The organism is Candidatus Paceibacterota bacterium (assembly GCA_035546035.1).
Lineage (GTDB): Bacteria > Patescibacteriota > Minisyncoccia > Phycocordibacterales > UBA6065 > UBA6065.
Genome location: DASZXC010000008.1, coordinates 80,096 through 105,483 on the forward strand (window position 1 = coordinate 80,096; position 25,388 = coordinate 105,483).

Here is a 25,388-nt window from a genome sequence, read left to right on the forward strand (position 1 = left end):
CATAATTCCCTAGATTTGTCTTGTAGAGCCATTTTTTTGATGTTATCGTACTACTACCAATGAGAAAGAACGCCGTCACCCGTTATTTCCACCGCTTCCGCCGTCACATCAAAGCCCATACCAAACGAGATATCCTGATACTCGTCGCTTCCGCCGCCTGCCTCTCTGTATCCGGCATCGTTCTCTGGATATCGTCGTTCCAGCTCCCCGACCTTTCTTCGTTCGAAAGCCGCAAGGTCACCGAGTCCACCAAAATATACGACCGCACGGGCAGGGTGCTGCTCTATGACCTCAACCAGGGCGTGAAAAGAACGGTGCTCCCTTCGTCCGACATATCTCCGTTCATCAAGAACGCGACGGTCGCGATCGAGGATGAAGATTTCTATCATCACGGCGGCATCAAGATCACGTCGATCATCCGCGCCGTGCTCGCGAACATCGTTTCGGGCAGCTATAGCCAGGGCGGATCGACGATTACCCAGCAGGTAGTGAAGAACACGCTCCTTACGGTCAATAAGAGCATTTCGCGCAAGCTCAAGGAATGGGTGCTCGCCATCAAGCTCGACAAGACACTATCGAAAGACGCCATTCTTTCTATATATCTGAACGAAAACCCGTATGGCGGCAGTATCTATGGCGTCGAAGAGGCGTCGCGCCAGTTTTTCGCGAAAGATGCCAAGGACGTGACGCTCGCCGAAGCGGCATATCTCGCGGCCATTCCGCAGGCGACGACGTATTATTCGCCGTACGGCAAGAACACGGCAGCTCTTGAAGACCGCAAGAACCTCGTGCTGAAAAAGATGCTCGAGCTCCATTTCATAGACCAGAAATCATATGACGCGGCCCGCGCGGAGAAGGTCCAGTTCCAGCCGCAAGACCAGTACGGCATCAAGGCCCCTCATTTCGTATTCTTCGTAAAGCAGTACCTCGAGAGCATCCTGGGCGCGGGAAGCCTCGAGAACGGCGGATACAAAGTCATCACGACGCTCGACGCCGAGCTTCAGGCAAAGGCAGAGGATCTCGTCAAAACGACGGCGCTTTCGAACACGAAGAACTTCGACGCGACGAATGCGGCGCTCGTCGCCATGGACCCTCATACCGGCGACATCGTCTCGATGGTCGGCTCGCGCGACTATTTCGACAAAGAAATCGATGGGCAGTTCAATGCCGCCATCTCTCCGAACCGCCAGCCGGGCTCTACCATGAAACCGATCATATATTCGGAGGCTTTCATCAAGGGCTATACGCCTGAAACCGTGCTCTTTGACCTTCCGACCGAATTCAGCACGCAGTGCATGCCTTCGCTCACCGATATGTACGCGTCCTCGACGCCGATATCGGGCGACGTAGATCCGAAGTCGTGCTACAGCCCTGGAAACTATGACGGCAAGTTCCGCGGCCCCATAACGCTTCGCGAGGCATTGGCCCAGTCCATCAACGTACCTTCGGTAAAGACGCTCTATCTCGCAGGGATCAAAGACTCTCTCGCTCTCGCGAAAGACATGGGCATTACGAGCCTCACCAATCCTGACCAGTATGGACTGACGCTCGTGCTCGGCGGCGGCGAGATATCGCTCCTCGAGATGACGAATGCATACGGCGTATTCGCCAATGACGGCGTGCGCGTGCCGTACCGAAGCGTTTTGAGCGTCCAGGACGCCGAAGGTCGCGAAGTCCGCCTCCCTTCCCAGCGCCAGGCCCGCGTATTGCCCGCGAACATCGCCGAGACGATATCGAGCATCCTTTCGGACAACGTCGCGCGAACGCCTGCATACGGCCCTAACTCCGTCCTCTATTTCCCTACCCGCGACGTAGCGGTGAAGACCGGTACGACGAACGACTCGCGCGACGCGTGGACGGTCGGATATACGCCGAACCTCGTCATCGGCGTCTGGGCGGGCAACAACGACAACAGCCCGATGGTCAAAAAAGTCGCCGGGCAGATCGTCGCGCCGATGTGGAGCTCGTTCATGAAGAGCGCCCTGCCGACGCTCGCCGACGAGCGATTCATCCCGCCGACGCCGGCCGATCCCGCGACCCTTAAACCCGTCATGAAGGGCATCTGGCAAGGCGGACAGACGTATACGATAGACACCGTGACCGGAAAGCTCGCGACGGCCCTTACCCCGCCTGAAACGCGCAAAGAAGTCGCCGTCCAGTCCATCCACGACATCCTCTATTGGGTAGACAAGAATAATCCCCTGGGCCCTGCGCCGATAGATCCGAGCAAGGACCCTCAATTCATCCGTTGGGAGACGCCTGTACGCATCTGGGCGCAACAGAACGGCTATTCCGACCAGAATTCATCGGTCATACCGACCCAGAGCGATGACGTTCATACGCAAGCGAATACGTTCTCTGTGCGGCTCTCTAACGTCGATCCGGGGAAGACATACGACGTGAACGATTCGGTGTCCCTCTACGTCGACCCGTCAGGCCTGTACCCTATTTCCAAGGCGACGCTCTATATAAACGACTCGTTCGTCCAGACCATAGACCAAGGGCCGTTCATATTCAGGTTCTCGCCAAAGGACGTACCTAATATCCAAGAGATGAACACCATACGCGTCGTCGCGCAGGACTCTGTATATGACCGGAACGACGCTTCGATGCAGTTCAAAGTGGCCCTCGACCAATAATTTCGAGGTATCTATCGGACATCGGTCAGGCGAAGGTTCGGGTGTTTCTCGCGAAGCGATCGAATGATCGCTTCTTTCTTTGTAAATGCCACGGATTTGGCCGCAGGAGAGCCTTTGACTATGATCACGCCCTTCTTCACGTCGAACGGGATATCGGCGCCGCACGCGCCGTATATCGCCGCACGGACAGCGTCCCTCTGCGACAGAGAATCGCTCTCGATGCGGGAGAATTTCTTGAAATAATCAGCGATATTGAACACTATCGGTTCATCGGCATCACGAGATACGTGAAGCTCTTATCGGATACGCCCTTCATGACCAAGGGCTTGTTAGCGCCGCTGATCGAAATAGCGACGCTGTCGGAATCAATAGACTGGAAGCAGTCGGAAAGGTATTTGTGGTTGAAATTGATGTCTAAGTCCTGGCCGGTGACCGAAGAATCGATGGCGTTCACGTACTCGCCCACGTCGCTGTTCTTGGTCGAAATAGTGAACGTCTTCTTCGAAGGAAGCGCCTTGATGTTGACCTGGTTGAATTTATCGGAAAAGACATGGGAAGTCTTGAGCGAATCCATGAGATCCTGCTTCAGAACGACGACTTCGGTGACGAAGACCTTCGGAATGATCTGCTTATAGTCAGGGAACGTGGCGTCCACGACGCGAGACATCAGATATATATCCTTGCCCTCGAATGCGATCTGGTTCTTGTCGAAAAGCACTTTTATATCGTCGGTAACGGTCTCAAGCGTGCGGACGACGTCGTTCACGTTCTTGCCCGGGATAATGACCGGAGGGAAATCGAGAGTTTCTTTGACCTTTACGCGCTTTTCAGCGAGGCGGAACGAGTCAGTGGACACGAAAACGAGCTCGGATCCGTCTTTATATACGTAGACGCTCGCGAGTTCAGGCTTTACCGTCGAAGTCGAAGCGCTGTATACGACCGATTTGAAGCCTTTGACGAGAACTTTCGGACTTATTTCAATGGTTCGTTGGGTGTCGAGGCGCGGAATGGTAGGGAAATCGTCCGGAGAGAAGGTTTTTATGAGCGTCGTGTTAGCAGAGGTCGAAACGAGCGCATTTCCGTCCTTTGATTGGAGAACGATGTTCTTTTCCTTCGGAAGACCGGCAAGTAGAGAGCTCAAAACACCTCCCTGAAGCGCTATTTCGCCCTCGTCTTCGACTTTGGCAGGGATTTTGATCTCTATGCCGCAGTCGAGATTCGTAGCGCGTATAACGATGTTATTCTTCGCCGTCTTAATGTCTATACAAGAAAGTATGGGCAATGAGAGATTCTTCCCTGTCAGCCGGTCTGCCTTTGCGATCGCTTCCATCAGCTTGTCTTTGATGCACTCTATTTTCATATCGGTATTGGTTGTTCCCAGTATATCTCTTATATTTCCTTTAAGAAAAATGTTGCTGCTGTTGGTATTGGGGATATGGGGATATCTCGGAATATAGCCCAGACATTAGCTCTTTTCGGAAAATTTTTCCACTATCCTGTTCATATCCACGGAAAGCTTTTAACAACTTCCGCGCTTTTTGAAAGATCGCCCGACTTATCCGAAACTCTCCACATATGTCTCCCGCGCATATCCCCAGCTCTACCCCAAAGGTTTCCCTGGCCTATCCACAGCCTCTCTACATGATGAGAGATCGTATGTGATTGAGCTCCTGCAAAAGAACCTGATTGGATTTGATGTCTTCCTTTATCTTTTCGCACGAGTGGATGACCGTGGTGTGGTCGCGGCCGCCTAATTTCTCGCCGATAGACGGATACGATATGTTCATGTCCTCGCGGAGGAGATACATGATGACCTGGCGCGGCTTTACAACTTCTTTTTTGCGGGTCTTTTCGTATATGTTGTTCTCCTCGATGTTATAGAAATCAGAGACGATCTTCACCACATCCTTAACAGAGACGGATTTCTTCGGTTTCGCATTGTTCTTGAGGATGTTCTTTACCTCGAGGATATTGAGCTCCCTGCCCTTTACCTGGCTCTGCATGGCTAAAGAATTGGCGATGCCTTCGAGCTCGCGGATGTTGCTTTCGATCGAGCTCGCGATGAAATCGATCAATTCAGGCGCGAGGATGACGCTCTGCTTCGCGAGCTTGTTCTTAAGGATGACCAGGCGCGATTCGTAGTCAGGCGACGCGACGTCTACAACCATTCCGGCGTTAAAGCGCGATTTTACGCGGTCCTCGAGCTCGATATGGTTCGGATGGCGGTCGGAAGAACAGATGAGCTGCTTGTTGTTTTCCTTGAATGCGTTGAAAAGATGGAAGAACTCTTCCTGATACTTCTCTTTTCCTGCGAAAAACTGCACGTCGTCCATGATAATGACGTCGTATTTCCTGTATTTCTCCTTGAATTGAGGCTGTTTGCCGAGCTGGATCGAACTCATGAGGTCTACGGAGAACTTTTCGGCGGTTATGTAATAGATCTTCTTCGAAGGAGCGGCCGATTTGATCGAATTTCCTACCGCCTGCATCAAATGCGTCTTGCCGCGACCGGTATCGCCATAGATAAAGAGCGGATTATAGGCGATTCCCGGACTTTTAATGACTGCCTGGGCCGCCGCATGCGCCAATTCGTTGAAAGGACCGACGACGAACGTCTCGAATGTATATTTCGGGTTGAGATTGTCCTCTTTGTTGACGTAATGGTCCTGGAGGGGCAGTTCGAATACCGGAAGAACGCGCTCCATGCCCGATTCCATCGATTCTTTGCGCTCCGGGACTTTGGCTATGACGTATTCGAGCGATCGGATGTCGCCGCCGTGGTCGCGAAGGCATTTCAGAATGACCTTATGGAGCTTGTCGGAGAGCCAGTCTTTGGCGAAAGCGCTCGGAACGGCGAGGTAGACGATGCCCTCGTCTATCTTATGGATGTAGGTGTCGCGGAACCAGGTGCTGAAGGTCGCCTTCGACACGGAAAGCTCTATTGTTCCCAGTACGTTCTCCCAGATTTTTTTATTATCCATTGGTCGCGCTGATGAAGTGAAGCAAGTATAAATCGCTTCAGAGAATTGTAGTACTTGTGGTCGCGAAGTAAATGTGTTAATAATATGTGAACAAGTTGTTAACAGAGTCAGTTGCTTACTACCACGCCTTATGGCAATCGTATACAAGACCAGGAATCGAAAACGAGCTCGCGCGCACGGCTTCCTCGCCCGCAAGAACTCTCCTACCGGCAAGAAAGTGCTCGCGCGAAGGCGCCACAAGGGCCGCAAGAGGATCGTGAAGGCATAAATCTCGCGCGCAATGCTCAAAAAGAGAGATCGCCTCACGGCGAAGGACATAGAAAGCCTCTCTCTCGGAAAAAGCGTCTTCGGGACGCTTATTTCTTTGAGGCACATTCCCTCTAAGAAGGCGGGCTTTTCGGTGAGCGCTTCCAAAAAGGCGTTTCCCACCGCCGTCTCTCGCGGCCGCGCGCGGAGACGCGTATATGCGGCCATCGAGAAATCGCTCGGGTCGGTGAAAGCCACGGCATTCGTCATGATCATCCCGAAGAAAGAAGCTCTCGCGGCGCCGTTCGGCGATCTTGCTGCGGAGATCGGGTCTCTTTTCAAGAAGGCGGGGCTTCTGGATTAGGATTTTCGGCCGGGAATTGATACCTTATACATACCTAACAAATAATATGCACGCGCTTTACACCACGTTGGTCTACAATCCGCTCTATAATGGCTTCATACTCCTCATAGACGCAGTCCGATTCATTCCGTGGCTTGATGTCGGAATGGTCGTGATCCTCTTTACCGTCATCGTCCGTCTCATTCTCTTCCCTCTTTCGCGCAAAGCGGCCCGCACCCAGGTCGTCATGAGGCAGGCAGAGCCTGAATTGGCCGCTATAAAGGAGAAATACAAGAATGACAGACAGGCTCTCGCCGTCCAGACTATGGCTTTCTATAAAGAGAAGAAGATCAATCCGTTCTCCATGTTCTTCCTTCTCATCATACAGCTCCCTATCCTCATCGCCCTCTATCATATCTTCTACACGTCGGGTCTTTCGACCATACACACTGATATCCTCTATTCGTTCGTAAGCATTCCGCCGGCTATCGGCACCCATTTTCTCGGACTCTTCGACCTCACCCAGAAAAGCTTCTTCCTCGCCCTCCTCGCGGCGGGATCGCAGTATTTCCAGATTCATATTTCCACGCCGAAAGCTCGCCGGGACGGAGAAGGAAGGCTGACCCAGGAGAGCATGATGCATATGATGATGAAATTCATCATGCCTATCATGATCTTTCTTATTTCATCTTCGATCGCGTCGGCTCTCGCCATATATTGGACGACGAGCAACCTCTTCATGATCGGGCAAGAGCTCTACGTGAGGCGGCAGATTTCTAAAGAAAAACTCTCATAATATAAAAGGACGTCCCAGGGCTTGGCGGGACGTCCTTTTATATTATGAGAGTCTACTTTAGATTTAACCTCCAGACGGTCAGATCGTTTTTGTCAGTGAATACGATGACATTCTCTCCCTGATCGAGAGACGGGTTGACGATGTCCATGGAAATACCCGCTTCGAGTTCCGGGTCGAGGATGTCGGTCGTCTCCCCCGTGACGGCGTCTATCTTCCAGAGGCTGTCGGCGAACGCGACCTTGCCCTTATACCAGTCGTCAGGATAGCTTGCTGCCGCCGGAGACTTTGGAATGGCGCAATAGACTACCGTCTTCTCTTTCTTGCTCCAGACACACTTGTCTATGATGGTTCCGATGTCGAGGTCGCGCTTCACCGCCTTTTTAACGTCATATACTGCTGTTCCCATGCTATTTCCGTTCGCGCCCGTATAGAGCATAAAAGCCTCGTCGGAGCTCAAGAGTCCCTGAAGGCCTGGTATGCGGTCTATCGTAGGGACCATCGCTCCCGTGGACATATCGAGGATATATGCCGATCCCTGCATGCCGGCGCTCGGTCGCGCGAACAAAAGAACGCTGTTCGATGCCCAGGTCGCTTTCCAGTCCCCGAATGAAGAATTGAAGACGCCGGTCTTCCCTGTACCGTCTATGTTAGCCCTGTATCCCTGGGCGCCGCTCATGCTTTCATCCAAATAGAAGATCCTTGAACCTAAGACGGCTATATTTTCGATATCGTCCGCGAGGAATGTACCCTCGATGGTTTTCGTAGTGGTCGATATCCTGCCGAGGAACGTTCGGATTGTCCCCTCGTTATCTTTGAGGTAGCGAAGGACGACGTTCTGGCCATTCGTCGCCCACAATGCCTCCCGGATCTTCGGTATGGTTATGTTCGATATCTGGTCCGAAGAGCTCGAATCACTTCCTGTTTCGATGACATGGCCCGTCGCGCGCTCGACATAGCGGATGATCGTCGAGCTGCCGACATCGAACGCCACCGCGCCTGCGGTCGGGACGGTGGAGATGCGCCTCAATCGGGCGGGGCCGGTCTGATTGCCGCTCAAATCGATCGTTCCCCCGCTGCTCGCGTCTCCCGTCTGGTCCCCGCTACCGGTATTCGCATTTCCGTTCGATGCAGGACCCTGACCGAAAGGAAACGGATTCGACGAATCAACGTCGGTGTTCCCGGAATTCGTCCCGCTCTTGTCTCCTGAAATGAAATACCAGCCGATCGCTCCGAAGAAGGCGAGGATGACTGCTATTATCACAATGAATGCTTTTCTCGACATATTATTGTGCGGCTTTTATCTGTCCGTATGTTCCCTGCATGGCAGTCCGGTATTCGTCTATCTTCTTTAACTGGGCTATGACCGTTACGCGATACCGATCGGCTCCCGTTGGATCGCTCTGCTTGAGCTGCGCGTATACATGCGATGTTTCTGATAAGAATGACGCTCTCGCCGTCTGGAATTTCTCTTGGCCTGAAGCGAGGGCTGTGGGATAAGCGCCCGTATTCATGCCGTTGATTATGCTTCCTGCAGCTATGATCACTCGCTGACTTTCCGTATTGATTCGGATATTGGCTTGGGCTTGAGCCTGTGCCGCCGGATCGGTTATCTTCGAAGCAGCCTCAGTTTCTATTTTAAGCGCGTCAGCCGCTATCTCGAGCGCTTTGTCCGCGTCGCCCCCGTTCACCGCTTGCGTTATCTGGAGAGTGCTCTGCTGGGCGGCTGAATCGATCCTTTTGAGGCCCGCATCGATCGTCTTGGCGGTCGCGATATTCTGAGCCTCTTCTAACGCGGCTTGCGCCTTTGCGATAGATTCAGTATCTCCGCTCGCTTGAGCCGAAATCAAGATAGCCTGGGCGGCAGTGACCGCTCGCTGAGCCTCGGTCTTATCCGCTTCCGCTTTTTGGTATGCTGTGACCGCGGCATTGGAGTTATTAAGGAGCTCCTGTAGAACGGTTTGGGGCACAGAGCTTCCGCACGGCACGCCATTAGATCCGCACGTCGTTGTGAGTGTGTTCAGATTGATATTTACGAGGCTAACGTTTATCGTTCTCAATATGATGTAGGCGCTCAAAAGTATCAGAAGGCCGATAAGGGCATGCTGCCAGCGCGCCTTGGCGTCGGTCTTCTGTCCTATCGCTTCGCTTGTAGTATAGAGCACGCCGGCGTATATGATGACGCAGACCGCAAGGATCGCCGCGATTCCGATCGATATGCCGTAGATATTTTTTACGAGGCTGACTGGATCCGTCGGCTGGTTCTCGGTGAATGCGTTCGGGATTGTCGTGAGCGGCTTGTATGTTTCCTGCGCCAACGCTATCTTTGCCGGAGCGAAAATGACGAGAGCGATGAAAACAAGGCCCGTTGCCGCGACCGCTAATTGTAAGGATTTTTTAAAAGCAGTTTTCATTATTGGAATATGACGAGACTCGCCTGGCCGCCCTGGAGGAGCTTCGTCTTATGTTGGATCAGTATGCCGATATTCGACTGCCCGCCGGCAGCCCCCGTCGTTCGGAGCGTTATCTCGTTCCTATCTTTGAAATCAGATACCGTCGTATCGTTAAGTGTCCAGTCGATCGAGAGATCGTTCAAAAGCATTTTAGAAGCCGAAATGTTGAAGGGTTCGGCGCGAAGTGTTATCTCTTCCCCGGCGAGGGTCATCGATCCGGCGAGCGCGCGCTCGTAGACGATGCCGTAAAGCGGGCTGTTCTCGTAGAAAAGCACTTCCGGAGCAGCCGGGGTTATCGTTATCGTCCTCGTAGCTCCTGCGTCGTGCGATACGGTCGAGACTTCAACGCTGATATCGTCGCCTCCGCGCACGTAGCTCGACTGCGTTCCTGTATATGAGTCCTTTCCATATCCCGACTGTGCGCCGTCTGCCATCCCGTTCTTTTTCCAGCTGTATACAAGGGTCTTCGGGTCTGCCCTTTTGCCGTTCGATCCGACGAGATTCGATATAGCCGTCACCTTGAAAGACGATCCATAGGTTTCAAGCGCCTTCCCTTTATAGAACGGAGGCGCGTATCCGTCAGATTGCCAGAGAAGGTCAACGCTTCCCGGTCGTATGGTCGCTTTATTCGATACGGTGCCGATATCTATCGTCGCCACGTTCACAGAGACGCTTATCGCGGCAGTTGCCACCGGGACGCTGATGCTCGTTATGCCCACGCCCTTTTTGAATACCTTACCTTCGACGTACCAGGTGAAGGTAGCGCGGTCGAGGTCTGTGCTGAAGCTCTGCGCCGAAACCGTCACCGACGTATTCGGACGCGGGAATTCAGGCGAGATCTGAAAGGTCACCGGTTCCGCGATGCCGGGAATGCTCTGGGCAGCGGCCGTCGAGACGGAAAAGAGGGCGAGAAAGAGAGCTAAAAGAGTGCTTTTTAACAAGCCAGGCATGGAAATATTGTATCACAGCGAAAGCAATGAAAAAGAGAGCGCGGATGTATTTTTGCTCTCTCTTTTTTCTACTCTATGGTCTTTTTCGTCTCCTTCATCGCCAATATCTGCGATGGGTCCGACGTGATTATCTGGTCTTCGGTGTACGAAGCGATGGTCTTTATGGCCACGTGCTTCAGACCGACGAAGAATATGCCCTCGCCCACGTCGGATTCGAGGAGGAGGTATTTTTCCTCGTCGGTGAGGTTGAATACCTGCTGGAGCCTGTCTATGGACGACGGAGACTGCTTCAAAAGCACCTGAATGGACGAGTTGGTGATGATCGGAAGGCCATACGGGGATTTAAGGAAGTCGTCCACGTCCTGGGTTATAGTCGCAAGGCCCAGGTAGTATTTGCGTCCGCGCTTGGCGAGGCCAAGCAAGAACGACGCGGTATCTTCGGATTTCATCATCCACCACGCCTCGTCTATGACGAGGAGGCGCTTCTTGAGGTTCTTCCTGACCGCGTTCCATATATAGTGCGTGACGATATACATAGCGACGGGCTTGAGCTCTTCTTCCATGTCGCGAAGCGAGAATACGATGAATTTAGCGCCGATGTCTACGTTCGTCGGCTTATTGATGAAGCCTGACCACGTTCCCTTCGTATATTTGGTCAGTCGCTGAACGAGAGACTCGCCTCCTTCCATGCCGGCGAGCACGAGTTCGAAGTCGGAAAGAAGAGGCGGCTCGGTGTGGGAGAAATCCGAATCAGGCGTAATGTCTTTGAGCGCATACGTTTCGGTGATCGCCTTGTCTATGATCGCGTCTTCTTCCGGGGTGAGCCCGCCCATCATGATCCTGAAGAGGCCGACGAGGTTGATGATATTGGAGCGAAGCACGTCCGCGGGCGATTCGTCTTCGCGCGGCGCCGGAAGGTCGAACGGGTTGATGTGGTGCTCGGAATTGAGCGAGATGTTGAAATATTTGCCGCCTGTAGATTCGGCGAGGAATTCATATTCTCTTTCAGGGTCTATGACGATGACGTCGGTGTCGAACATGAGCGTTCGAAGGATCTCGAGCTTCGTCGCATATGATTTGCCGGCGCCCGATTTCGCGAACGTGATCGAGTTGTAATTTTCCAGGGAGAATCGATCGAAAAGCACGAGCGACGAATTGTGCCTATTGATGCCGTAGAGGATGCCTTTGTCCGACGTCAGGTCGAACGATATGAACGGGAAAAGACTCGAAAGAGGGCTTGAATTAAGCTTGGAATGGACGAGAAGTTCGTCGGACGCCGTAGGGAGGTTGGATTTATATCCCTGCTCTTGCTGGAAAAGCGCCGGCTTTACATAGACGAGCTTTGATTCGAGGATCGATTTGATTTCGGATTCGGTTTTGTCGAGCTCCTGCTCCGATTCGCCGTATATGGAGATGTAGACGCCCACGTCGAAGAGCTTTTCCTGCGCCTGCTGGAGCTGGTCGCGAAGCTGTTCGAGATCCTGGTACGCGGTGTCGAGCATCGGATCGCGGACGAGGCCTTTCTGCTCGCGGATGCTGATCTGGCTCTGCACCTCGGCCACTTTTTTCTGGAACGTGCGGAGCACTTTCTCGGTCTCGACCGGATGGACGAAGATAGAGATGTTAAAGACCTTGTCGAGGTTAATGATCGGAGCGAACCACGATTCCGAGAGGAAGCGCGGATACGATATAACGAAGAACGAGCGCACGATCTTGTCGCCCAAAGAGAGTTCGCGCGGCGAGACCTTTAAAGCCGAAGGCGCGATGACGTCTTTTAATTCCAAAACACCCGCCTCGTATATCTCCGAAGGCAAAATCGGCGCTATGGACGCCTGACTCTCCTTTTTTTTAAGAAAATCGAATATTCCCATATTAGTTCAAAGGTATAGGCTTCTCGGTATCGCCCGGGTTGAAGATCTTGTAGAAGAGTTCGACGATCTCTTCCGTGCCGAGCTCTATCGTGCGGATGCCGCAGCGGACGAGGCCTTGCGTCACCACCCCTACTCTTTGCTCGAGCTGGCTACGATGCTCTTCGAATTGGGCGAGCTTCTGCTCCGCGGTCTCTTCCGACGTCTTCTTTTTGCCGATGATGCCGGAAACCGTTCCCGTGCTGATAGCTGCGGGCGAATACGGCACGACGACGAAGAACGTCTTGGTCATGATGTTCGAATTCTCCGTGAAATTCTTGATGAATTGTATGTATTCGCGCGTCTGGATCTTGAGGAGATCTCCGACCTGTTCGCGGAGTCGGTTCTCGAGAAGCGCTATATAGGGCCTGATATCGAGCTTCCTCGACTGGATGAATATCTGGACCGAAAAATCGAGCGAGTTCAGGAAATTCTGGAACTGCATGATGATAGACTGCTGTTCGTCAGCCGATTTGAGGGCGAAGTTGAGCGACGATGCCATGACGATAGCGCGAAGAGATTCGTCTTTCAGTATGACGATGCCCTGACGGATCTCCTTGATAGGTACGAAATCTTGCGTTGTCTTGGCGTTGGTGGCTGCCATTTATTCAGTATATCACTAGATATTGCTCTTCCCTCCCTGGCTTTGGGCCGGATTCTGGCTCTGCTTGATGTCGAGCGACCAGGTCAGGTCTTTCAGCTTGGAATCCGAAAGCTTCGGCACATAGAAATCGAGATTTCCCGACGTTGCGGGCGCCACGGCCTTCTTGGCGACGATAGGCTTGTCTATTTTTTTCCAGATATAGAGCTTGTTGCCGACGTAATACGTGAATGCTGCCTCGACGACGTTGATGAACGGTTTGTTATTGATCTTGTAGAACGCCAGAGCAAGGACGAAACCGAGGATCGGCACGATCAAGATGGCGTCTATGACGATATTCTTGATAAACGTATATATAAGGAATGAAAGACCGGCCCCTCCGAGGAGATAGAGGAATTGTTTGAGCGTCAGGGGGCCGAATATCTTGTCTTCGACCTCTATGAATTGAGGGACTTGAAAGCGCATATGGTTACGCGCTTATTATAGCGCATTTAACAGGCTGATTACGCGAGAGGCTCGCGGTACGGGTCAGACGCGTATTTCGTAGGCATATTTACGGGAGCCTTCATCTTTTCGGCGATGAAATCTTTAGAAACCGCGTCTTTCGATGGCTCCGGGACGATTTCGCGCGGCTTTGCTGGGCCTGGGATCGTCTGATCTGCTGCCGATATAGGATGCACGGCCGGCGCGGGGTTCTCGATTTCGGAGAGGATCTGGTCGCGGTCGTTCGAAGGAGCCTCTTCTTTCGGCATTTGAGATTCCGCTGAATCGGCCTCCTGCATCTTTTCGCGGATCTTGAGGAAAATAGTGCGGTTAACCTGCTCGCCTATTCTGATAGCGGCTTCATGGGCTATAGCAAGGCGTTTTTCTATGCTCGGAACGAAATCAGCTGATTGCTTGAGGCCATAAAGAACCATGAATACCTCGTCTTCGAGGAGGCCGAGCTTGTCGAGAAGGAGAGAGTTGTCCTTTCCTGTCGCGCTCAAGTCGCGCGTGAAATCGTCCGAGAGCATGAAATTGCGGAGAATCGGAGGGAGTTTTTTGAACGCTTCTTTTTTCTGTTCAGGCGTGAATTCCATATGCTTTAGAATATCGATCCTTTACCCGCGTTGTTAAGCCAGTCGTTAAGCTTGTCGAATCCGGCGACGCCGTTGTTCGCCATGTTCTCTATATATTCGCGCATAACCTTGCGAGTCGTGTCGTCGACGTCGTTCTGGACCATCTTGTCGAGGATGTCGGTATTGCCCCTTCGCGCGAGCACGGCCATCACCTCTTGGTTGACCGCAGGCCTTCCTCCCTGGTCATTCCTGAAGAATTTGTCTCCAAGCTTCGATATTTCGCCTGCCTGCATCTTTGCTATCGCTCTTTCGATCTCATCGGCCGGTCTGGTCTGGGCAATAGCGTAAAGATCTTCATAGCGGGCATCCCTCATGCGGATCCTTGTTTCGTTCGTCAGCCTGTTGCTGCCGACAAGTTTGCTGAACTTGTCATAATCCATCGATTCGGGCTTGACCACGGCAGGCTTCCTGAGGGTTTCCGGAGGAAGATTGCTAAGCTCTTTATCCGAATGATTCCTGAGAGCGGCTCGCACCACGTCAGGCGAAGGGTTCGGAGCATTGACCGCTTTTTCGACGTCAGAGAGTCGGGCTTTCCATATCTTTGCCTTACCCTCGTCAGTTTCAGCCTTATCGGCAAGGTATTCGGCTTGGCTTTCCGTGATGGTCCGCATGAATTCCTCGCTTCCGAGGGCTTTTTTACTGATCTTTTCGAGCTCGCGATTGCCGAGCTTCTGCGTGCGGTCAGAGACGGTGAGCTTCGCATTCTTGAATGCGGCTTGTGCGGCATTATACGTTGCGTCGCCTGGACCAGCTCCCGCTCGTTCGAGGCGTTCGATCTCGAGCCTCTGCTCTTCGACCGCGGCGAGCTGCTTGAGGATCTCCTGATTCGTAAGCTCGATCTTCTTCTCCTCGTTCCATTCCCCGATCTGCGTCTTGACCGCCTTCGCGTCGGCGCCCTTTATGTCGATCTTCGAGCCCGTGTTGCTCGAAACCGTGCTAGAAAGCAATTCCCCGACGCTGCCGCTGCCCGTAGGAAGGTTTCGGACGTCCCATGTTCCCGACTTCATCTTATCCACCGACGCCTGTCCGATATCCTTGAGTCCCTGTCCAGGAGCCTTCACGTACTTCAGTATCTTGCTGTCGCCTGTGAGGATCGGGGGAAGATTCGTGCTGACGGTCTTCGAATATGCGGCGTACCTGTCTTTCAAGCCGCCTTCCGTAGAGATCGCGGCGCCGAGGCCGCGACCTGCCGCGCGCAGGCCCGTCGTGAGCCCGCCCGTCGCGTATGTGCCGATCGCGTTCACCGCAAGCTTGCCGAGACCGTCAGCGACGCCGCCGAGAGTCTTGCCCATCTGACCGCTCCATTTTTTCGATATGCTCAAGGTGCTCTGAAGGAGGAATATGATGATGAAGTAGTTGAAATACTGCGCGACCTTGAACGAGGTTCCCGGAACATCGGTCGCTCCGTTTACGCCGGATGCGCTCGTGAACGCGGTCCCAAGAGCGTCGATCGAGTTTATGAACTGAAGCGATATATAGAGCATGATCAGGAATACGAGCGGGAACATCGCGGCGTTCGTGAGTTCGTTCCACCATTCTTCCGAGTACGGAGCGACTTGGGGCAATACTTTGCCCATGAATCCGACCGGCGAGAATACGAGAAGGAATAGAAGCGTGATGCTTCGCGCCATGAAAAGCACCGCCGCATAGAGGAATATATAGATGGCTATGAGCGTGATGGCGAGACGGAGCATCCTGCCGATGAAGTTCTGCGACGGATCCGTCACCGGCTTCGCCTGGGCTTTCCAGAGATCGACGAGGCCCATTCGGTCGGTTATGAGGCTGCTCAAGCTTGGATTCGTGGCATTCGAAGCCGCGAGCGACTTGTTCACGCCCGTGTAGAGCCAGTTTCCGAAGACGTTGCTCACGTCGATCGCCGCCTTGGTTATGAAAAGGCTGAAGTTTATGAGTATAGCCGCGATTACGACGTTTTTAAGCGCGGTTCCCGTATTGTATCCTGCGCCGCTTATGATCGTCTTCAGGCTTATGAATATAAGAATGAATATGAAGAAGAGGTTCGCTATGTCGCGGATGATGGACCAGCCCAGGTTGATCGCCGGCGAAAGGCTGAAGATGTATGCGGTGTGAAGACCGAACTGGATCGCCGCGTCGAGGATGACGCCGGAGAGGTAGAGGACGCCTGCCGCGAGCGGAAGGATTAGGATCTCGAACGTATAGCTGACGATCCCTCCTACGAAGTCTGCTGCGTTGAACACGCTTCCGATCACATCGGCGACGCCAAGCGCGTGCGCGAAATGCGGCATCGCGAAGAACGCCGCCGCGAGCGGAAGGACGAGAGCCGTTATTTTTCTGTTAAGGAATCGCTTCATAGCTATTGGACGGTGAATTCAGTCGAGAAGTTCTTCGCGCCTCCCTCTCCGTCGCTGACGGACGTGTCGATCACATATGTGCCCGGCATGGATGCGAAGGACGACCTGCTTGCTGTCCTGACCGTTCCGCTGAACTTCAGGATGTACGGAGAGTTCTCGTCAGCAGAGACGTTCGACCAGGTTTCGCTCCACTCTCCGTTCGTCGGATATGTGCTGATGCTCGTCCCATCTGACCTGCCTGTCGCGATGCGGAAATCGGAGAACGGGCCGCTGAACGGAACGAATGCGTTGTTCGCTTTCGAACGGAGGGTCGACGTGACTCTCATGTTCGTCGCGTGCTTGTTGACCGCGATGCGAAGGACGAAGAGGAACGGAGTCGTCACGCTCGTCACGCTCGTCTTGTCGTCGATCGAGAGGGTGATCGAAAGGGGCTGGGCGGAATCATCTGTCACGTCAGGCGTGCCTGTTCCCGAAAGCAAGGGAAGATAATTCGCGCCGTTAGAATCCAGGAACGCGCCGTCGATGTCGCTCTCGTCGGTGAGCTGACTTACGCCGCTGTCATATGCGCTCATAAGCGCGGGGTCGATAGAGCCGCCGCCCAAAGCGCCCCCATATGTAGCGCTATTTCCGGAACCGTTGGATTTTTTGCCTGCGCCGAGGAGGCCCTTCGCCCCGTTTACCACCTGCAGCATCATCTGGTTCGTAAGGGCGCCGACGATGGCGTCTATGTCATCGGCGACCTCAAGCTGGCGGACCCCGGAGCCGAGTGTGACCTCAAGCTGGCTTTCGACGACGGTGCCCGGCGTGCGCGTTTCCGCGCCGGCGCAATTTTCACTAGCCGGATCGAGATTGCTCGGATCGCTGCCGTCGTACGTCTCCGTACAGACGCTCCAGGATCGGAATCCTTTGCCCCAGTCGAGCTCCCTGTTCTGGACTTCGAGCCTCTGCGCGATCTGTCGCGACAATTCGTTCTGCGCGAGGACGGTCGCGCCGTAAACGTTGTTCTGCGGAGCGACGGTCGTCTGGAGCCAGGTGTCCCAGCCGCCCCTGTTATTGCCGTTCGCGAAGCCCGTGACGTTGTCTTCGATCTGGGACAGCGTACATGAGTATCGCTGATGGTACGGCAGATACGTTTGGGCGACTGCTATGCGCACTTGGAGCGAGAACGGGCTACACAGGAATCCTGCCCTGAGATCGCGGTCTATGAATTCGCCGATCGCCATATCGGTAGTGTCCTGGATAAGGCCATGAAGATCCTGTACGAACGACGGGCTGCCGTGGAAGCCGCTGTTGATCCACGCGATGATGCTTCCCGTGACGTTTTGGAGCATCGCTTTCGCCAGCCTGACGGCGATCGGCTTCAATACGCAGTCTTGGAAGAAGCTTCCGTAACTCGCTCCCGCGCCGACGATGCCCGCAGCGTCTCCGCCCGGAGCAGAGACTGTGACGCCGATGACTTTTGCCGTCGCGGAGAGGCCGACTGCGGCCGCGACGGCCCCGGCGACTACGGATGCGCAGGTCGAGGCGGCCTCAGTCTTTGCCGGGTACGAAAGAAATGCGCTCGGTATGAGAAGCGAGCCCATAAGGACCAGGACGACCGCTTTTGTGCTGAAACGAGAGAGCATTTATCTCGATAAGATATAGGTATCGAGATAAATTATACCATTACTGCATAAGGATATATCCACTTTCCGATGAGGAAAACGATATGCTCTGCTTTTTGAAGTACGATTTGATGTATGCGAGCGGCAACGTGACCGATTCGATGCCGTCGTTGTAGCGGGAAATCATTTTCGTCGCTCCGACAGGGTCGGAGTCCATGTACGTCATTCCGCGGACGCCTTCGAGGATCGCTGAAATCGAATTAAGGAGGGCGATATGGGCCGCTTTCAGCGGATTCGGCACCGAAAGAGCCAGTATCTTATTTCGTAGAGACGTATAATGAGCTATATTTTGAGCCAATTTCGGCAATTCCGATACATCTTCAGTGTCGTTGTAACGGGCGATGATGTAAAGTTCCTGTTCATAGCCTTTAGGCAAAGGTTCTTCGAGGATAGCGCCTAATTTATTGCCGTATTGCTTCAAAGATTGGGAAGAAATGCTGCTCGATATCGCAATATCAGATTCTGTATAGGTTTTTTCCTCCGTCGGGGAGCCATAATCTCGTTCCAAGAGCCTATTCACGAGGTCTGTTCCCGTATTTTCATCTATTTGAGCCCCCGAATTCTTCAAATTCACGTATTCTTGGAAGAATGCGCGGGCGAATCTGTCCGTTGCCGTCAATTTTTCAGGGGTTTCGGTCGCCGCTCTTGTTTCAAGGACCGCGATCTTGTCTTCTATGGTCGAAGTGCCGAGGATTATATCCAGATTCGAAGGCTCGCCGTTGGCTATTCCTTGCTTTACGCTCGCATCGGCGATGAGGCCAACCTTTTCCTGGATCGTCGAGGCTTTCGCAGAGCTTTTTGTCTTTATAACTACAGCTCCGACGATCAAAAGCGCTGCGACGAGCGTCGCGACGCCTATTTTGGTCCTCAAAAATTTGAAAATCACGACGTCAGTATACCATCGTGTGATATCATGAAGCCATGAAGTTGAAGATCGTTGTTTTTTTGCTTCTCCTGGCGTTCGCGGCACCTTTTTCTTTCCCGGATGCGGCCTTTGCGGCTCCTGGGCTCTCTATCGGGGGCACGGTTCTCTTCCAATATGTCTGTAACACCGGGCTTCTGCTCTATATAAAATCGGCGACGCCGCCGTACGCGGTGATGCCCCTTATGTGGCTTTGGGGGGAGCTTCCGTTTTCGAAATATATCCCGCCGCATCCGGGCCAGCAGATCCTCGGCGTCGCCGCTCCGACGGTAGTTCCGTGCGTTCTCGGCTATGTGCCGATCGGCGTTGGCTTTCCGATCTTGTTCCACGGATCGAGCATATAGCTCTCATGTGTAGGCGCGGTTCTATCGCGCGAGCTCGATCCATGCGTCGAGGGGCACATCCTCCGCGCGTATATTTTCATCAAGTCTCAGCTCGGCGAATTTTCGAGCAACTTCTTCTTTCGATAGAACGGCATCGAGGTTCTTCGCGAGCCTCTTCCGTTTCTGCCCGAAGCCCGCTTTGACGACGTCGAAGAATCTTTCTTCCGCCGCACGATCGCCGAAAGGATCTCGGATATCGGAAAGCTTTATCACTGCTGAATCCACGTTCGGTATCGGAAAGAAATTTCCCCGCGAGACGCTCATCGATATCTCCGGGCGCGCGTATGCCTTCACCGACAATGAAAGGACGCTCTCTTTCCCGTCTCGCGCGACGATCCTCGCTGCGACTTCTTTTTGCACCATGAGGACCATGAGCGACGGCTTGTTCTGCGCGGAAAGAAAATCCCTGATGATACCGCCGGTGACGTAGTAAGGAATGTTAGCGATCACTTTGTACGCGCTGTTCGTGACTTCGTTCAAATCCATTTCCATAATATCGTCATGAACGAGTTCGAGCGCACCCTTCGCGATGTCTTCCTTGAACGTTTCGGCGAGGACGGGAATGAGGCGGTCGTCTTTTTCGATCGCCTTCACGTGCGCGCCTGCTTCGAGGAGCGCCTTGGTAAGGACGCCCTTGCCCGGGCCGATCTCGATCACCCGCTCTCCGGGGACGACGTTGCCCGCATTGACGATAGCTCCGACGATGCGCGGCGATATGAGGAAATTCTGGCCGAGAGACTTTTTCGCAAAAAGCATGTGTAGCGAGCGATGGTTACGTGGAGCCGGTTCTCTATATATCGAAATATATCACCTTTCCCCCCGACGTCGCCCGCTCCTCCTGTTCCAGATATTTTTCAGGGATGTCGAATATGAATTCCGACGGCACGGTGACCTGGCGCGACCCGTATATGGTACGCATGGACGCATGCGACATATAGAGCTTCTTCTTAGCCCTCGTTACGGCCACATAGAAGAGGCGGCGCTCTTCCTCGTCGTCGCGCTTGTCGCGCTTCGATTCCATGGCCCGGTGCGGGAAAAGATCCTGCTCGAGGCCGGTAATGAACACGTATTCGAATTCGAGGCCCTTCGATGCGTGTATGGTCATGAGGCGCACCGCGGGCTTGTTCTCTTCCATCTCATCCTGGTCGGTCGCGAGCGACGCGTCTTCGAGGAGCTTGGCGATACCTTCGCCTGGGACCATGAAATCGTATTTGGTCGCGAGGGTCGCGAGCTCGCGCATGTTCTCGAGGCGCTCGAGGTCTTCGTCCGGGCCGTCCTTGAGCGAGTCTCCGAGCCCGCTCCTTCTTATGACGAATTTCACCAGTTCAGAGGCTTTCTCGCCCATGGATTTTTTTGCGATGTCGTCCAGTATCGAATTAAAGCTTGCCCATTTCTCGGAATGCGATGCCGAAAGCCTATCGAGCATGCCCGAAAATATTTTAGCTATCGTCACTTTGCCTATGCCGCGCGCCGGGACGTTGATGACCCGCTGAAGGTCCGAAAGCGAGTCGCGATTGAGAGCAGCGCGAATATATGACAGAACGTCTTTGACCTCTTTTCGTCCGAAGAATTTCACGCCGAGCACCTGATAGTCCACGCCGCGATTAAGCATCGCCTCTTCGAGCGCGCGCGACTGGAAGTTGGCGCGGTAGAGGATTGCGATCTCGCTCGGGTCCGTTCCGCGCGAAATGAGGTCCGCGGCGCGCTCTGATATGAACCGGGCCTCGTCGTTCTCGTCGAATGCCTGGTAGAGCGTGATCGAGTCACCCGTTCCCTGCTTGGTGAAGAGATTCTTTTCGAAGCGGTTCTTGTTCTTCTTGATGATATGATTCGCGACTTCGAGGATCGTCTGGGTCGAACGGTAGTTCTCCTCGAGCGTCACCATTTGAGCGCCCGGATAGTCGCGCTCGAACGACAGGATGTTTTTGATGTCGGCGCCTCGCCATGAATATATGTTCTGATCCACGTCGCCCACGACGCAAATATTCTTTTTCTCTCCTGCGAGGAGCTTGGCGATCTTATATTGGACTTTGTTGGTGTCTTGGTACTCGTCTATATGTATGTAATGCCAGACCTTCTCGTAATGAGCGCGGATCTCAGGATTTTTTTCGAGGAGCTCTGCGGTTTTGAGAAGAAGATCGTCGAAATCGAGGGCTTTTTCCTTGCGGAGCGCCGCATCGTATTTCTGCCAGACGTTGTGGACGATCTCGCGCATGTAATCGTTGCCGACGGTTTCATAGAATTGCGAGCTGTTCACGGCATTGCCCTTCTCTTTCGATATTATCGACAGGATCACGTTCGGCTCGTATTGCTTTGGATCGAGACCGAGCTCGACGAGGGCGTCTTTGACCGCGCGGCGGGAATCGGATCGGTCGAATATGCTGAAGTAGCGGGTCAGGCCGAGCCTCTGGGCGTTTTCCTTGATTATATGGACGCCAAGGGAGTGGAACGTCGAAACGAACGGCCGTTCGTCGAATGAAACAGGCAGATTGAGGTCGCTTTCCTCGATCAGCTTGAAGACGCGCTCCCTCATTTCCTTGGCCGCCTTGTTGGTGAAGGTGATCGCCAGTACATTCGCCGGTTTCACTCCCGATTTTATGAGATGAAGGATACGATGAGTGATAGTCTTAGTCTTTCCCGCTCCCGCTCCAGCTAAAATAAGCACAGGACCCTCGGTTTTGAGCACGGCTTCCCTCTGCCTGTCGTTAAGACCCTGGAGATGATTCACAGATCAATTCTAGCATAGCGTAATAGGTACATTATACGGCTTTGTTAAGCCTTTTAGGTTCTATCGGGATAAAACGTGGATTTCCCGTGGACAACGTTCGTTGACTAAACCGGAGCGGCAGGTATAGTTAGAGGGCACTGAGCATCAGATTCCCTGAAATATGGCTTAATAGAGCCATAAATTACAGAAATGCTGTGGTTCCCGGATAAAGCAAGCACTATTTCTACGTCTCCTATAACGCCTTCGCCTCGTTTTGTCGGTTTTGGCGGTCAAAAAGGTAACATATGGCTTAAAATCGGGCTTTACATGGTAAAGTTCGCTTTCGTTTTTGGAGCTATCGTGACGCCGTTCACTACGTATGCCGGCGTTTTTTCAATGATCGCCGACCTTTTGGGCAATAAACAGGCCGATGCGGGGGTAACAGCGCGTTCGTCTGAAGTCTTTGGAGTTCTCCAAGCCAACGTGGGTCCGGCTGGCGTGTCGAATGCGGCGGCCGCCGAGATCGCCATGGTGGATGACAGCGCTTTGATCCAGGAGACGGGCATGTACGGTACCCAGGCAGACATTCCGGAGCAGAAATCCACCCAGATCAGCCTCTATGTCGTCCGAGCCGGCGATTCCCTTTCCCAGATCGCCAAGATGTATGGCGTTTCGGTCAATACCATCGTATGGGCGAACAATATCAAAGGCTCTATCCACGAGGGCGACGAGTTCGTCATTCTCCCTATCAGCGGCATAAGCCACAAAGTGATCAAAGGCGACACGGTAAAGTCGATCGCGGCTAAATACCACGCTGATATCGACGATATCATGAGCTATAACGACCTTTCGGCCGGCTCGACGCTCGCTATCGGCTCGACGATCATCGTCCCTGACGGCGAAGCGGCTGTCACTGCGAGCGTGTCTATCTCGGGCGCCGCCGCTAACCCGACTGAAGCTCTCCGCGGCGTCGGCGGCCCGTACTATAAGGATTACTATAAGCGCCCGATCGACGGCGGCAGGAAGTCGCAGGGCCTTCACGGCTATAACGCCGTCGACCTCGCCGCGCCTCTCGGCACTCCTATCCATGCCGCGGCTGACGGCGTCGTCATCGTCGCCCGATCGGGCGGGTACAACGGCGGTTACGGGTCGTATGTCGTAATCTCGCATCCGAACGGTACGCAGACTCTATATGGCCACATGAGCAAGGTCATCGCCGTGCAGGGTCAGACCGTAGAGCAGGGCGATACCATCGGCCTTATCGGATCGACCGGCAAATCCACGGGCCCCCACGTTCACTTTGAAGTTCGCGGCGCCGTGAATCCTTTCTAGCCATCGGCCGTCTTTCTCTGCCGGTATTGAAGCGCTTCCAGGATATGGGGCGCTTCTATTTTTTCTGTACCGCTTATGTCAGCTATAGTCCGCGCCAGCCTCACCGTACGGTGGTATCCGCGGCCGGAGAGCCCGTATGTTTGCGAGGCCTTCTCGATGATGCCCATCGCTTCTTTCGAAAGCGATGCGAACCGAGACAGGTCGCGCGCGGGGATGTTCGCATTCGCACGCGCGATGCCCCGATTTCCGAACCGTCTCGACTGCGCGGCTCGGGCGCGATCGACGAGTTCGCGGGCTTTTCTCGTCTCATTTGCGTCCGTTCGCGAGCGCATGAGATTCCGATGCTCTGTTTTAGACACCTCGATCCACATATCTATCCTGTCTACGATCGGCCCTGATATCTTCTTCTCATAATTCCTGACGAGCGCGGGCGAACAGAGGCATTCCCTTCCCTGGATGCCTCTGTTCCCACAGGGGCAGGGATTCTGCGCGGCGACCAGGATAAAATCGGCAGGAAATCTGGCAGCCCCTCTCGTTCGCGATATCGATATCGTCTTATCTTCAAGAGGCTGGCGCAATGCTTCTATCGCTCTTTTGTCGAATTCAGGGAATTCGTCCAGAAAGAGGATGCCGCGGTGAGCCAGCGTCGCTTCTCCCGGCTTCGGCATCGGTCCTCCGCCGATGAGAGCGCTATAAGAGGCGGTATGGTGGGGCGCGCGGACGGGCGGATGAGCGACGATCCCCGCGTCGAGGATGCCCGCTATCGAATGGATTTCGGTCGCTTCGAGCATCTCTTCGAATGAGAGCGCGGGCATGAGAGCCGAAAGAGCCCTTGCGAGCATGGTCTTTCCGGTTCCCGGCGGCCCAAAAAGGCCTATGTTGTGGCGCCCGGCGGCGGCTATGACAAGGCCGCGCTTCGCTATCGCATGCCCGGCGATATCGTCGAGGTCGATCGAGGTGTCTCTCTTTTCTGCGAGCTTCTTGTAATCCACGGTCGGGCAGGGCTCGAGCTTCTTCTTTCCGGAGAGGTGATCCACAAGCTCGGAAAGCATTTCGACCCCGAATACGTCTATGCCTTCGAGGAGGGCCGCTTCCTTTTCGTTTTCTTTTGGGACATATATCTCCTTGAAGCCTCTCTCTTTCGCCATACGAGCATACGAGAGCGTTCCTCCGACGGGCCTCGCAAAGCCGTCCAAAGAAAGCTCGCCGACGAACAATCTGTCGGCCGGGTCGAACTCCGCTTCCCCTGCGGCAAGGAGATATCCGAGCGCGATGGGCAGATCGAATGCCGAGCCTTCTTTTCTCAAGTCCGATGGCGCGAGCGATACGATGATTTTGGCATTCGTCTCTTTGGGCGACTTGAAACCGGAATTCTTTATGGCCGCGCCGACCCGGTCGCGGGCCTCTTCGACTGCTTTGGTCGGGAGCCCTACGATTGAAAACGAATGCAATCCGCGCGAGATGTCGGTCTCGATGGATATCACATGAGCGCGGAGGAGATGGTTCTGCGCAGAATATATCTTTGAAAATCTCATGCCTCCACCCTATCGGTCCGACATGAAATAAACATGAAGAAAAAACCGCCCGATGACAGGCAGTTTTTCTCTTTTATTCAGCCTTATGATGTCTCAAGCATGTCCGCGACGAGGGATTCGCTTCGAGCCTCTCCCTTTCTATAGGCTTCCCGTCGGTCTCGCAGAGGCCGTACGTTCCTTTGCTTATCTTATCGAGAGCGAGCTTCACGTCGTTGTACTGGATCTCGAGGGGCTTCAGGATGGCGGTGTTGAGCTCGTAGTTCTCGATATTATCAGCGGTATCGGCGAGGTCCGATACCTCGATATCGACGTCTTTCGCGCCGGGCTCCCAGTCCTTCGGATTGTCCGGATTCTTCCTGCCGACGCTCTTGAGCTCTGCTTCCAGGGTCGAGAGCTCTTTTTCCAGTTTCTTCTTGAAATGCGCCGTATCGGGCGAAGTTTGTTTGTTCATATCTATTATACGTTTTTCACATCATATACTATC

Annotated in this window: 23 protein-coding genes; 6 read left to right on the plus strand and 17 right to left on the minus strand. The window is 53.7% G+C overall.

The features are described 5' to 3' along the window. Positions 1-59: 59 nt before the first annotated feature. Entirely contained in the window at positions 60-2,639 is a 2,580-nt protein-coding gene (locus VHE10_01750) for a transglycosylase domain-containing protein (protein HVU06491.1), read from the plus strand. An 11-nt stretch (positions 2,640-2,650) separates the two neighbouring features. On the opposite strand, the gene VHE10_01755 is transcribed toward VHE10_01750, so the two are convergent. From VHE10_01755 to dnaA, 3 genes are all read right to left on the minus strand, one after another. After that, entirely contained in the window at positions 2,651-2,899 is a 249-nt protein-coding gene (locus tag VHE10_01755; GenBank protein ID HVU06492.1) for a hypothetical protein, read from the minus strand. After that, positions 2,899-3,999 carry a DNA polymerase III subunit beta gene (dnaN, locus tag VHE10_01760; protein HVU06493.1) on the minus strand — a complete coding sequence of 367 codons (1,101 nt, stop codon included), beginning with the start codon at positions 3,997-3,999 and terminating at the stop codon, positions 2,899-2,901. Before dnaN ends, VHE10_01755 begins: the two co-directional genes overlap by 1 nt. 277 nt (positions 4,000-4,276) lie before the next feature. Next, positions 4,277-5,620, minus strand: a complete 1,344-nt coding sequence (dnaA, locus tag VHE10_01765) for a chromosomal replication initiator protein DnaA (GenBank protein HVU06494.1) — start codon at positions 5,618-5,620, stop codon at positions 4,277-4,279. A gap of 130 nt (positions 5,621-5,750) precedes the next feature. Between dnaA and rpmH the strand changes: the two genes are divergently transcribed. Genes rpmH through VHE10_01780 form a run of 3 tightly spaced genes read left to right on the plus strand, consistent with a single transcriptional unit; the run spans position 5,751 to position 7,005 of the window. Further along, a complete protein-coding gene (gene rpmH / locus VHE10_01770; protein ID HVU06495.1) occupies positions 5,751-5,888 on the plus strand; it encodes a 50S ribosomal protein L34 in 138 nt (45 codons plus the stop codon). Between the two features lie 12 nt (positions 5,889-5,900). Next, positions 5,901-6,230, plus strand: a complete 330-nt coding sequence (locus VHE10_01775; protein HVU06496.1) for a ribonuclease P protein component — start codon at positions 5,901-5,903, stop codon at positions 6,228-6,230. Positions 6,231-6,276: 46 nt separating this feature from the next. Continuing rightward, entirely contained in the window at positions 6,277-7,005 is a 729-nt protein-coding gene (locus VHE10_01780; protein HVU06497.1) for a YidC/Oxa1 family membrane protein insertase, read from the plus strand. A gap of 52 nt (positions 7,006-7,057) precedes the next feature. Here the strand turns inward: VHE10_01780 and VHE10_01785 are convergent, their stop codons facing one another. From VHE10_01785 to VHE10_01830, 10 genes are all read right to left on the minus strand, one after another. Continuing rightward, positions 7,058-8,287 carry a hypothetical protein gene (locus VHE10_01785; GenBank protein ID HVU06498.1) on the minus strand — a complete coding sequence of 410 codons (1,230 nt, stop codon included), beginning with the start codon at positions 8,285-8,287 and terminating at the stop codon, positions 7,058-7,060. 1 nt (position 8,288) lies between these two features. Beyond that, positions 8,289-9,416: a hypothetical protein gene (locus tag VHE10_01790; GenBank protein ID HVU06499.1), complete on the minus strand. Its 1,128-nt coding sequence runs from the start codon at positions 9,414-9,416 to the stop codon at positions 8,289-8,291. Continuing rightward, positions 9,416-10,405, minus strand: coding sequence for a hypothetical protein (locus VHE10_01795; GenBank protein ID HVU06500.1), 990 nt, complete (start codon positions 10,403-10,405; stop codon positions 9,416-9,418). The genes VHE10_01790 and VHE10_01795 overlap by 1 nt, the downstream gene beginning before the upstream one ends. Positions 10,406-10,473: 68 nt before the next feature. Continuing rightward, positions 10,474-12,276 (minus strand): DUF87 domain-containing protein, encoded by a 1,803-nt coding sequence (locus VHE10_01800; protein ID HVU06501.1) that lies wholly within the window; start codon positions 12,274-12,276, stop codon positions 10,474-10,476. A gap of 1 nt (position 12,277) precedes the next feature. Then, positions 12,278-12,916: a hypothetical protein gene (locus VHE10_01805; GenBank protein HVU06502.1), complete on the minus strand. Its 639-nt coding sequence runs from the start codon at positions 12,914-12,916 to the stop codon at positions 12,278-12,280. A 15-nt stretch (positions 12,917-12,931) separates the two neighbouring features. Then, the gene (locus VHE10_01810; protein ID HVU06503.1) at positions 12,932-13,378 is read right to left on the minus strand and encodes a PrgI family protein; all 447 of its coding nucleotides are present in this window, start codon (positions 13,376-13,378) and stop codon (positions 12,932-12,934) included. 38 nt (positions 13,379-13,416) lie between these two features. Further along, positions 13,417-13,992 carry a hypothetical protein gene (locus VHE10_01815; protein HVU06504.1) on the minus strand — a complete coding sequence of 192 codons (576 nt, stop codon included), beginning with the start codon at positions 13,990-13,992 and terminating at the stop codon, positions 13,417-13,419. Positions 13,993-13,997: 5 nt separating this feature from the next. Further along, positions 13,998-16,361, minus strand: coding sequence for a hypothetical protein (locus VHE10_01820; protein ID HVU06505.1), 2,364 nt, complete (start codon positions 16,359-16,361; stop codon positions 13,998-14,000). A gap of 2 nt (positions 16,362-16,363) precedes the next feature. Further along, positions 16,364-17,986, minus strand: a complete 1,623-nt coding sequence (locus VHE10_01825) for a hypothetical protein (protein HVU06506.1) — start codon at positions 17,984-17,986, stop codon at positions 16,364-16,366. A gap of 40 nt (positions 17,987-18,026) precedes the next feature. Next, a complete protein-coding gene (locus tag VHE10_01830; protein ID HVU06507.1) occupies positions 18,027-18,911 on the minus strand; it encodes a hypothetical protein in 885 nt (294 codons plus the stop codon). A 35-nt stretch (positions 18,912-18,946) separates the two neighbouring features. Here VHE10_01830 and VHE10_01835 point away from each other — a divergent pair, with 35 nt between their 5' ends. Further along, positions 18,947-19,291 carry a hypothetical protein gene (locus tag VHE10_01835; protein HVU06508.1) on the plus strand — a complete coding sequence of 115 codons (345 nt, stop codon included), beginning with the start codon at positions 18,947-18,949 and terminating at the stop codon, positions 19,289-19,291. A gap of 21 nt (positions 19,292-19,312) precedes the next feature. Here the strand turns inward: VHE10_01835 and rsmA are convergent, their stop codons facing one another. Together rsmA and VHE10_01845 are read right to left on the minus strand one after the other, a co-directional pair. Beyond that, a complete protein-coding gene (rsmA, locus tag VHE10_01840) occupies positions 19,313-20,086 on the minus strand; it encodes a 16S rRNA (adenine(1518)-N(6)/adenine(1519)-N(6))-dimethyltransferase RsmA (protein HVU06509.1) in 774 nt (257 codons plus the stop codon). A 34-nt stretch (positions 20,087-20,120) separates the two neighbouring features. Then, a complete protein-coding gene (locus tag VHE10_01845; protein HVU06510.1) occupies positions 20,121-22,058 on the minus strand; it encodes a UvrD-helicase domain-containing protein in 1,938 nt (645 codons plus the stop codon). A 306-nt stretch (positions 22,059-22,364) separates the two neighbouring features. On the opposite strand from VHE10_01845, the gene VHE10_01850 reads away from it, so the two are divergent. Beyond that, a complete protein-coding gene (locus VHE10_01850) occupies positions 22,365-23,369 on the plus strand; it encodes a peptidoglycan DD-metalloendopeptidase family protein (GenBank protein HVU06511.1) in 1,005 nt (334 codons plus the stop codon). Here VHE10_01850 and VHE10_01855 read toward each other — a convergent pair. Further along, positions 23,366-24,904 carry a YifB family Mg chelatase-like AAA ATPase gene (locus VHE10_01855; protein ID HVU06512.1) on the minus strand — a complete coding sequence of 513 codons (1,539 nt, stop codon included), beginning with the start codon at positions 24,902-24,904 and terminating at the stop codon, positions 23,366-23,368. The genes VHE10_01850 and VHE10_01855 overlap by 4 nt on opposite strands. Positions 24,905-24,977: 73 nt before the next feature. After that, the gene (locus VHE10_01860; protein HVU06513.1) at positions 24,978-25,355 is read right to left on the minus strand and encodes a hypothetical protein; all 378 of its coding nucleotides are present in this window, start codon (positions 25,353-25,355) and stop codon (positions 24,978-24,980) included. Positions 25,356-25,388: the final 33 nt, after the last annotated feature.

Coding starts and splice junctions, on each gene's coding strand:
- VHE10_01750 (HVU06491.1), top strand. CDS start 60: ATGAGAAAGAACGCCGTCACCCGTTATTTCCACCGCTTCCGCCGTCAC.
- dnaN (HVU06493.1), bottom strand. CDS start 3,999: ATGAAAATAGAGTGCATCAAAGACAAGCTGATGGAAGCGATCGCAAAG.
- dnaA (HVU06494.1), bottom strand. CDS start 5,620: ATGGATAATAAAAAAATCTGGGAGAACGTACTGGGAACAATAGAGCTT.
- rpmH (HVU06495.1), top strand. CDS start 5,751: ATGGCAATCGTATACAAGACCAGGAATCGAAAACGAGCTCGCGCGCAC.
- VHE10_01775 (HVU06496.1), top strand. CDS start 5,901: ATGCTCAAAAAGAGAGATCGCCTCACGGCGAAGGACATAGAAAGCCTC.
- VHE10_01780 (HVU06497.1), top strand. CDS start 6,277: ATGCACGCGCTTTACACCACGTTGGTCTACAATCCGCTCTATAATGGC.
- VHE10_01785 (HVU06498.1), bottom strand. CDS start 8,287: ATGTCGAGAAAAGCATTCATTGTGATAATAGCAGTCATCCTCGCCTTC.
- VHE10_01790 (HVU06499.1), bottom strand. CDS start 9,416: ATGAAAACTGCTTTTAAAAAATCCTTACAATTAGCGGTCGCGGCAACG.
- VHE10_01795 (HVU06500.1), bottom strand. CDS start 10,405: ATGCCTGGCTTGTTAAAAAGCACTCTTTTAGCTCTCTTTCTCGCCCTC.
- VHE10_01800 (HVU06501.1), bottom strand. CDS start 12,276: ATGGGAATATTCGATTTTCTTAAAAAAAAGGAGAGTCAGGCGTCCATA.
- VHE10_01805 (HVU06502.1), bottom strand. CDS start 12,916: ATGGCAGCCACCAACGCCAAGACAACGCAAGATTTCGTACCTATCAAG.
- VHE10_01810 (HVU06503.1), bottom strand. CDS start 13,378: ATGCGCTTTCAAGTCCCTCAATTCATAGAGGTCGAAGACAAGATATTC.
- VHE10_01815 (HVU06504.1), bottom strand. CDS start 13,992: ATGGAATTCACGCCTGAACAGAAAAAAGAAGCGTTCAAAAAACTCCCT.
- VHE10_01820 (HVU06505.1), bottom strand. CDS start 16,361: ATGAAGCGATTCCTTAACAGAAAAATAACGGCTCTCGTCCTTCCGCTC.
- VHE10_01825 (HVU06506.1), bottom strand. CDS start 17,986: ATGCTCTCTCGTTTCAGCACAAAAGCGGTCGTCCTGGTCCTTATGGGC.
- VHE10_01835 (HVU06508.1), top strand. CDS start 18,947: ATGAAGTTGAAGATCGTTGTTTTTTTGCTTCTCCTGGCGTTCGCGGCA.
- rsmA (HVU06509.1), bottom strand. CDS start 20,086: ATGCTTTTTGCGAAAAAGTCTCTCGGCCAGAATTTCCTCATATCGCCG.
- VHE10_01850 (HVU06511.1), top strand. CDS start 22,365: ATGGTAAAGTTCGCTTTCGTTTTTGGAGCTATCGTGACGCCGTTCACT.
- VHE10_01855 (HVU06512.1), bottom strand. CDS start 24,904: ATGAGATTTTCAAAGATATATTCTGCGCAGAACCATCTCCTCCGCGCT.
- VHE10_01860 (HVU06513.1), bottom strand. CDS start 25,355: ATGAACAAACAAACTTCGCCCGATACGGCGCATTTCAAGAAGAAACTG.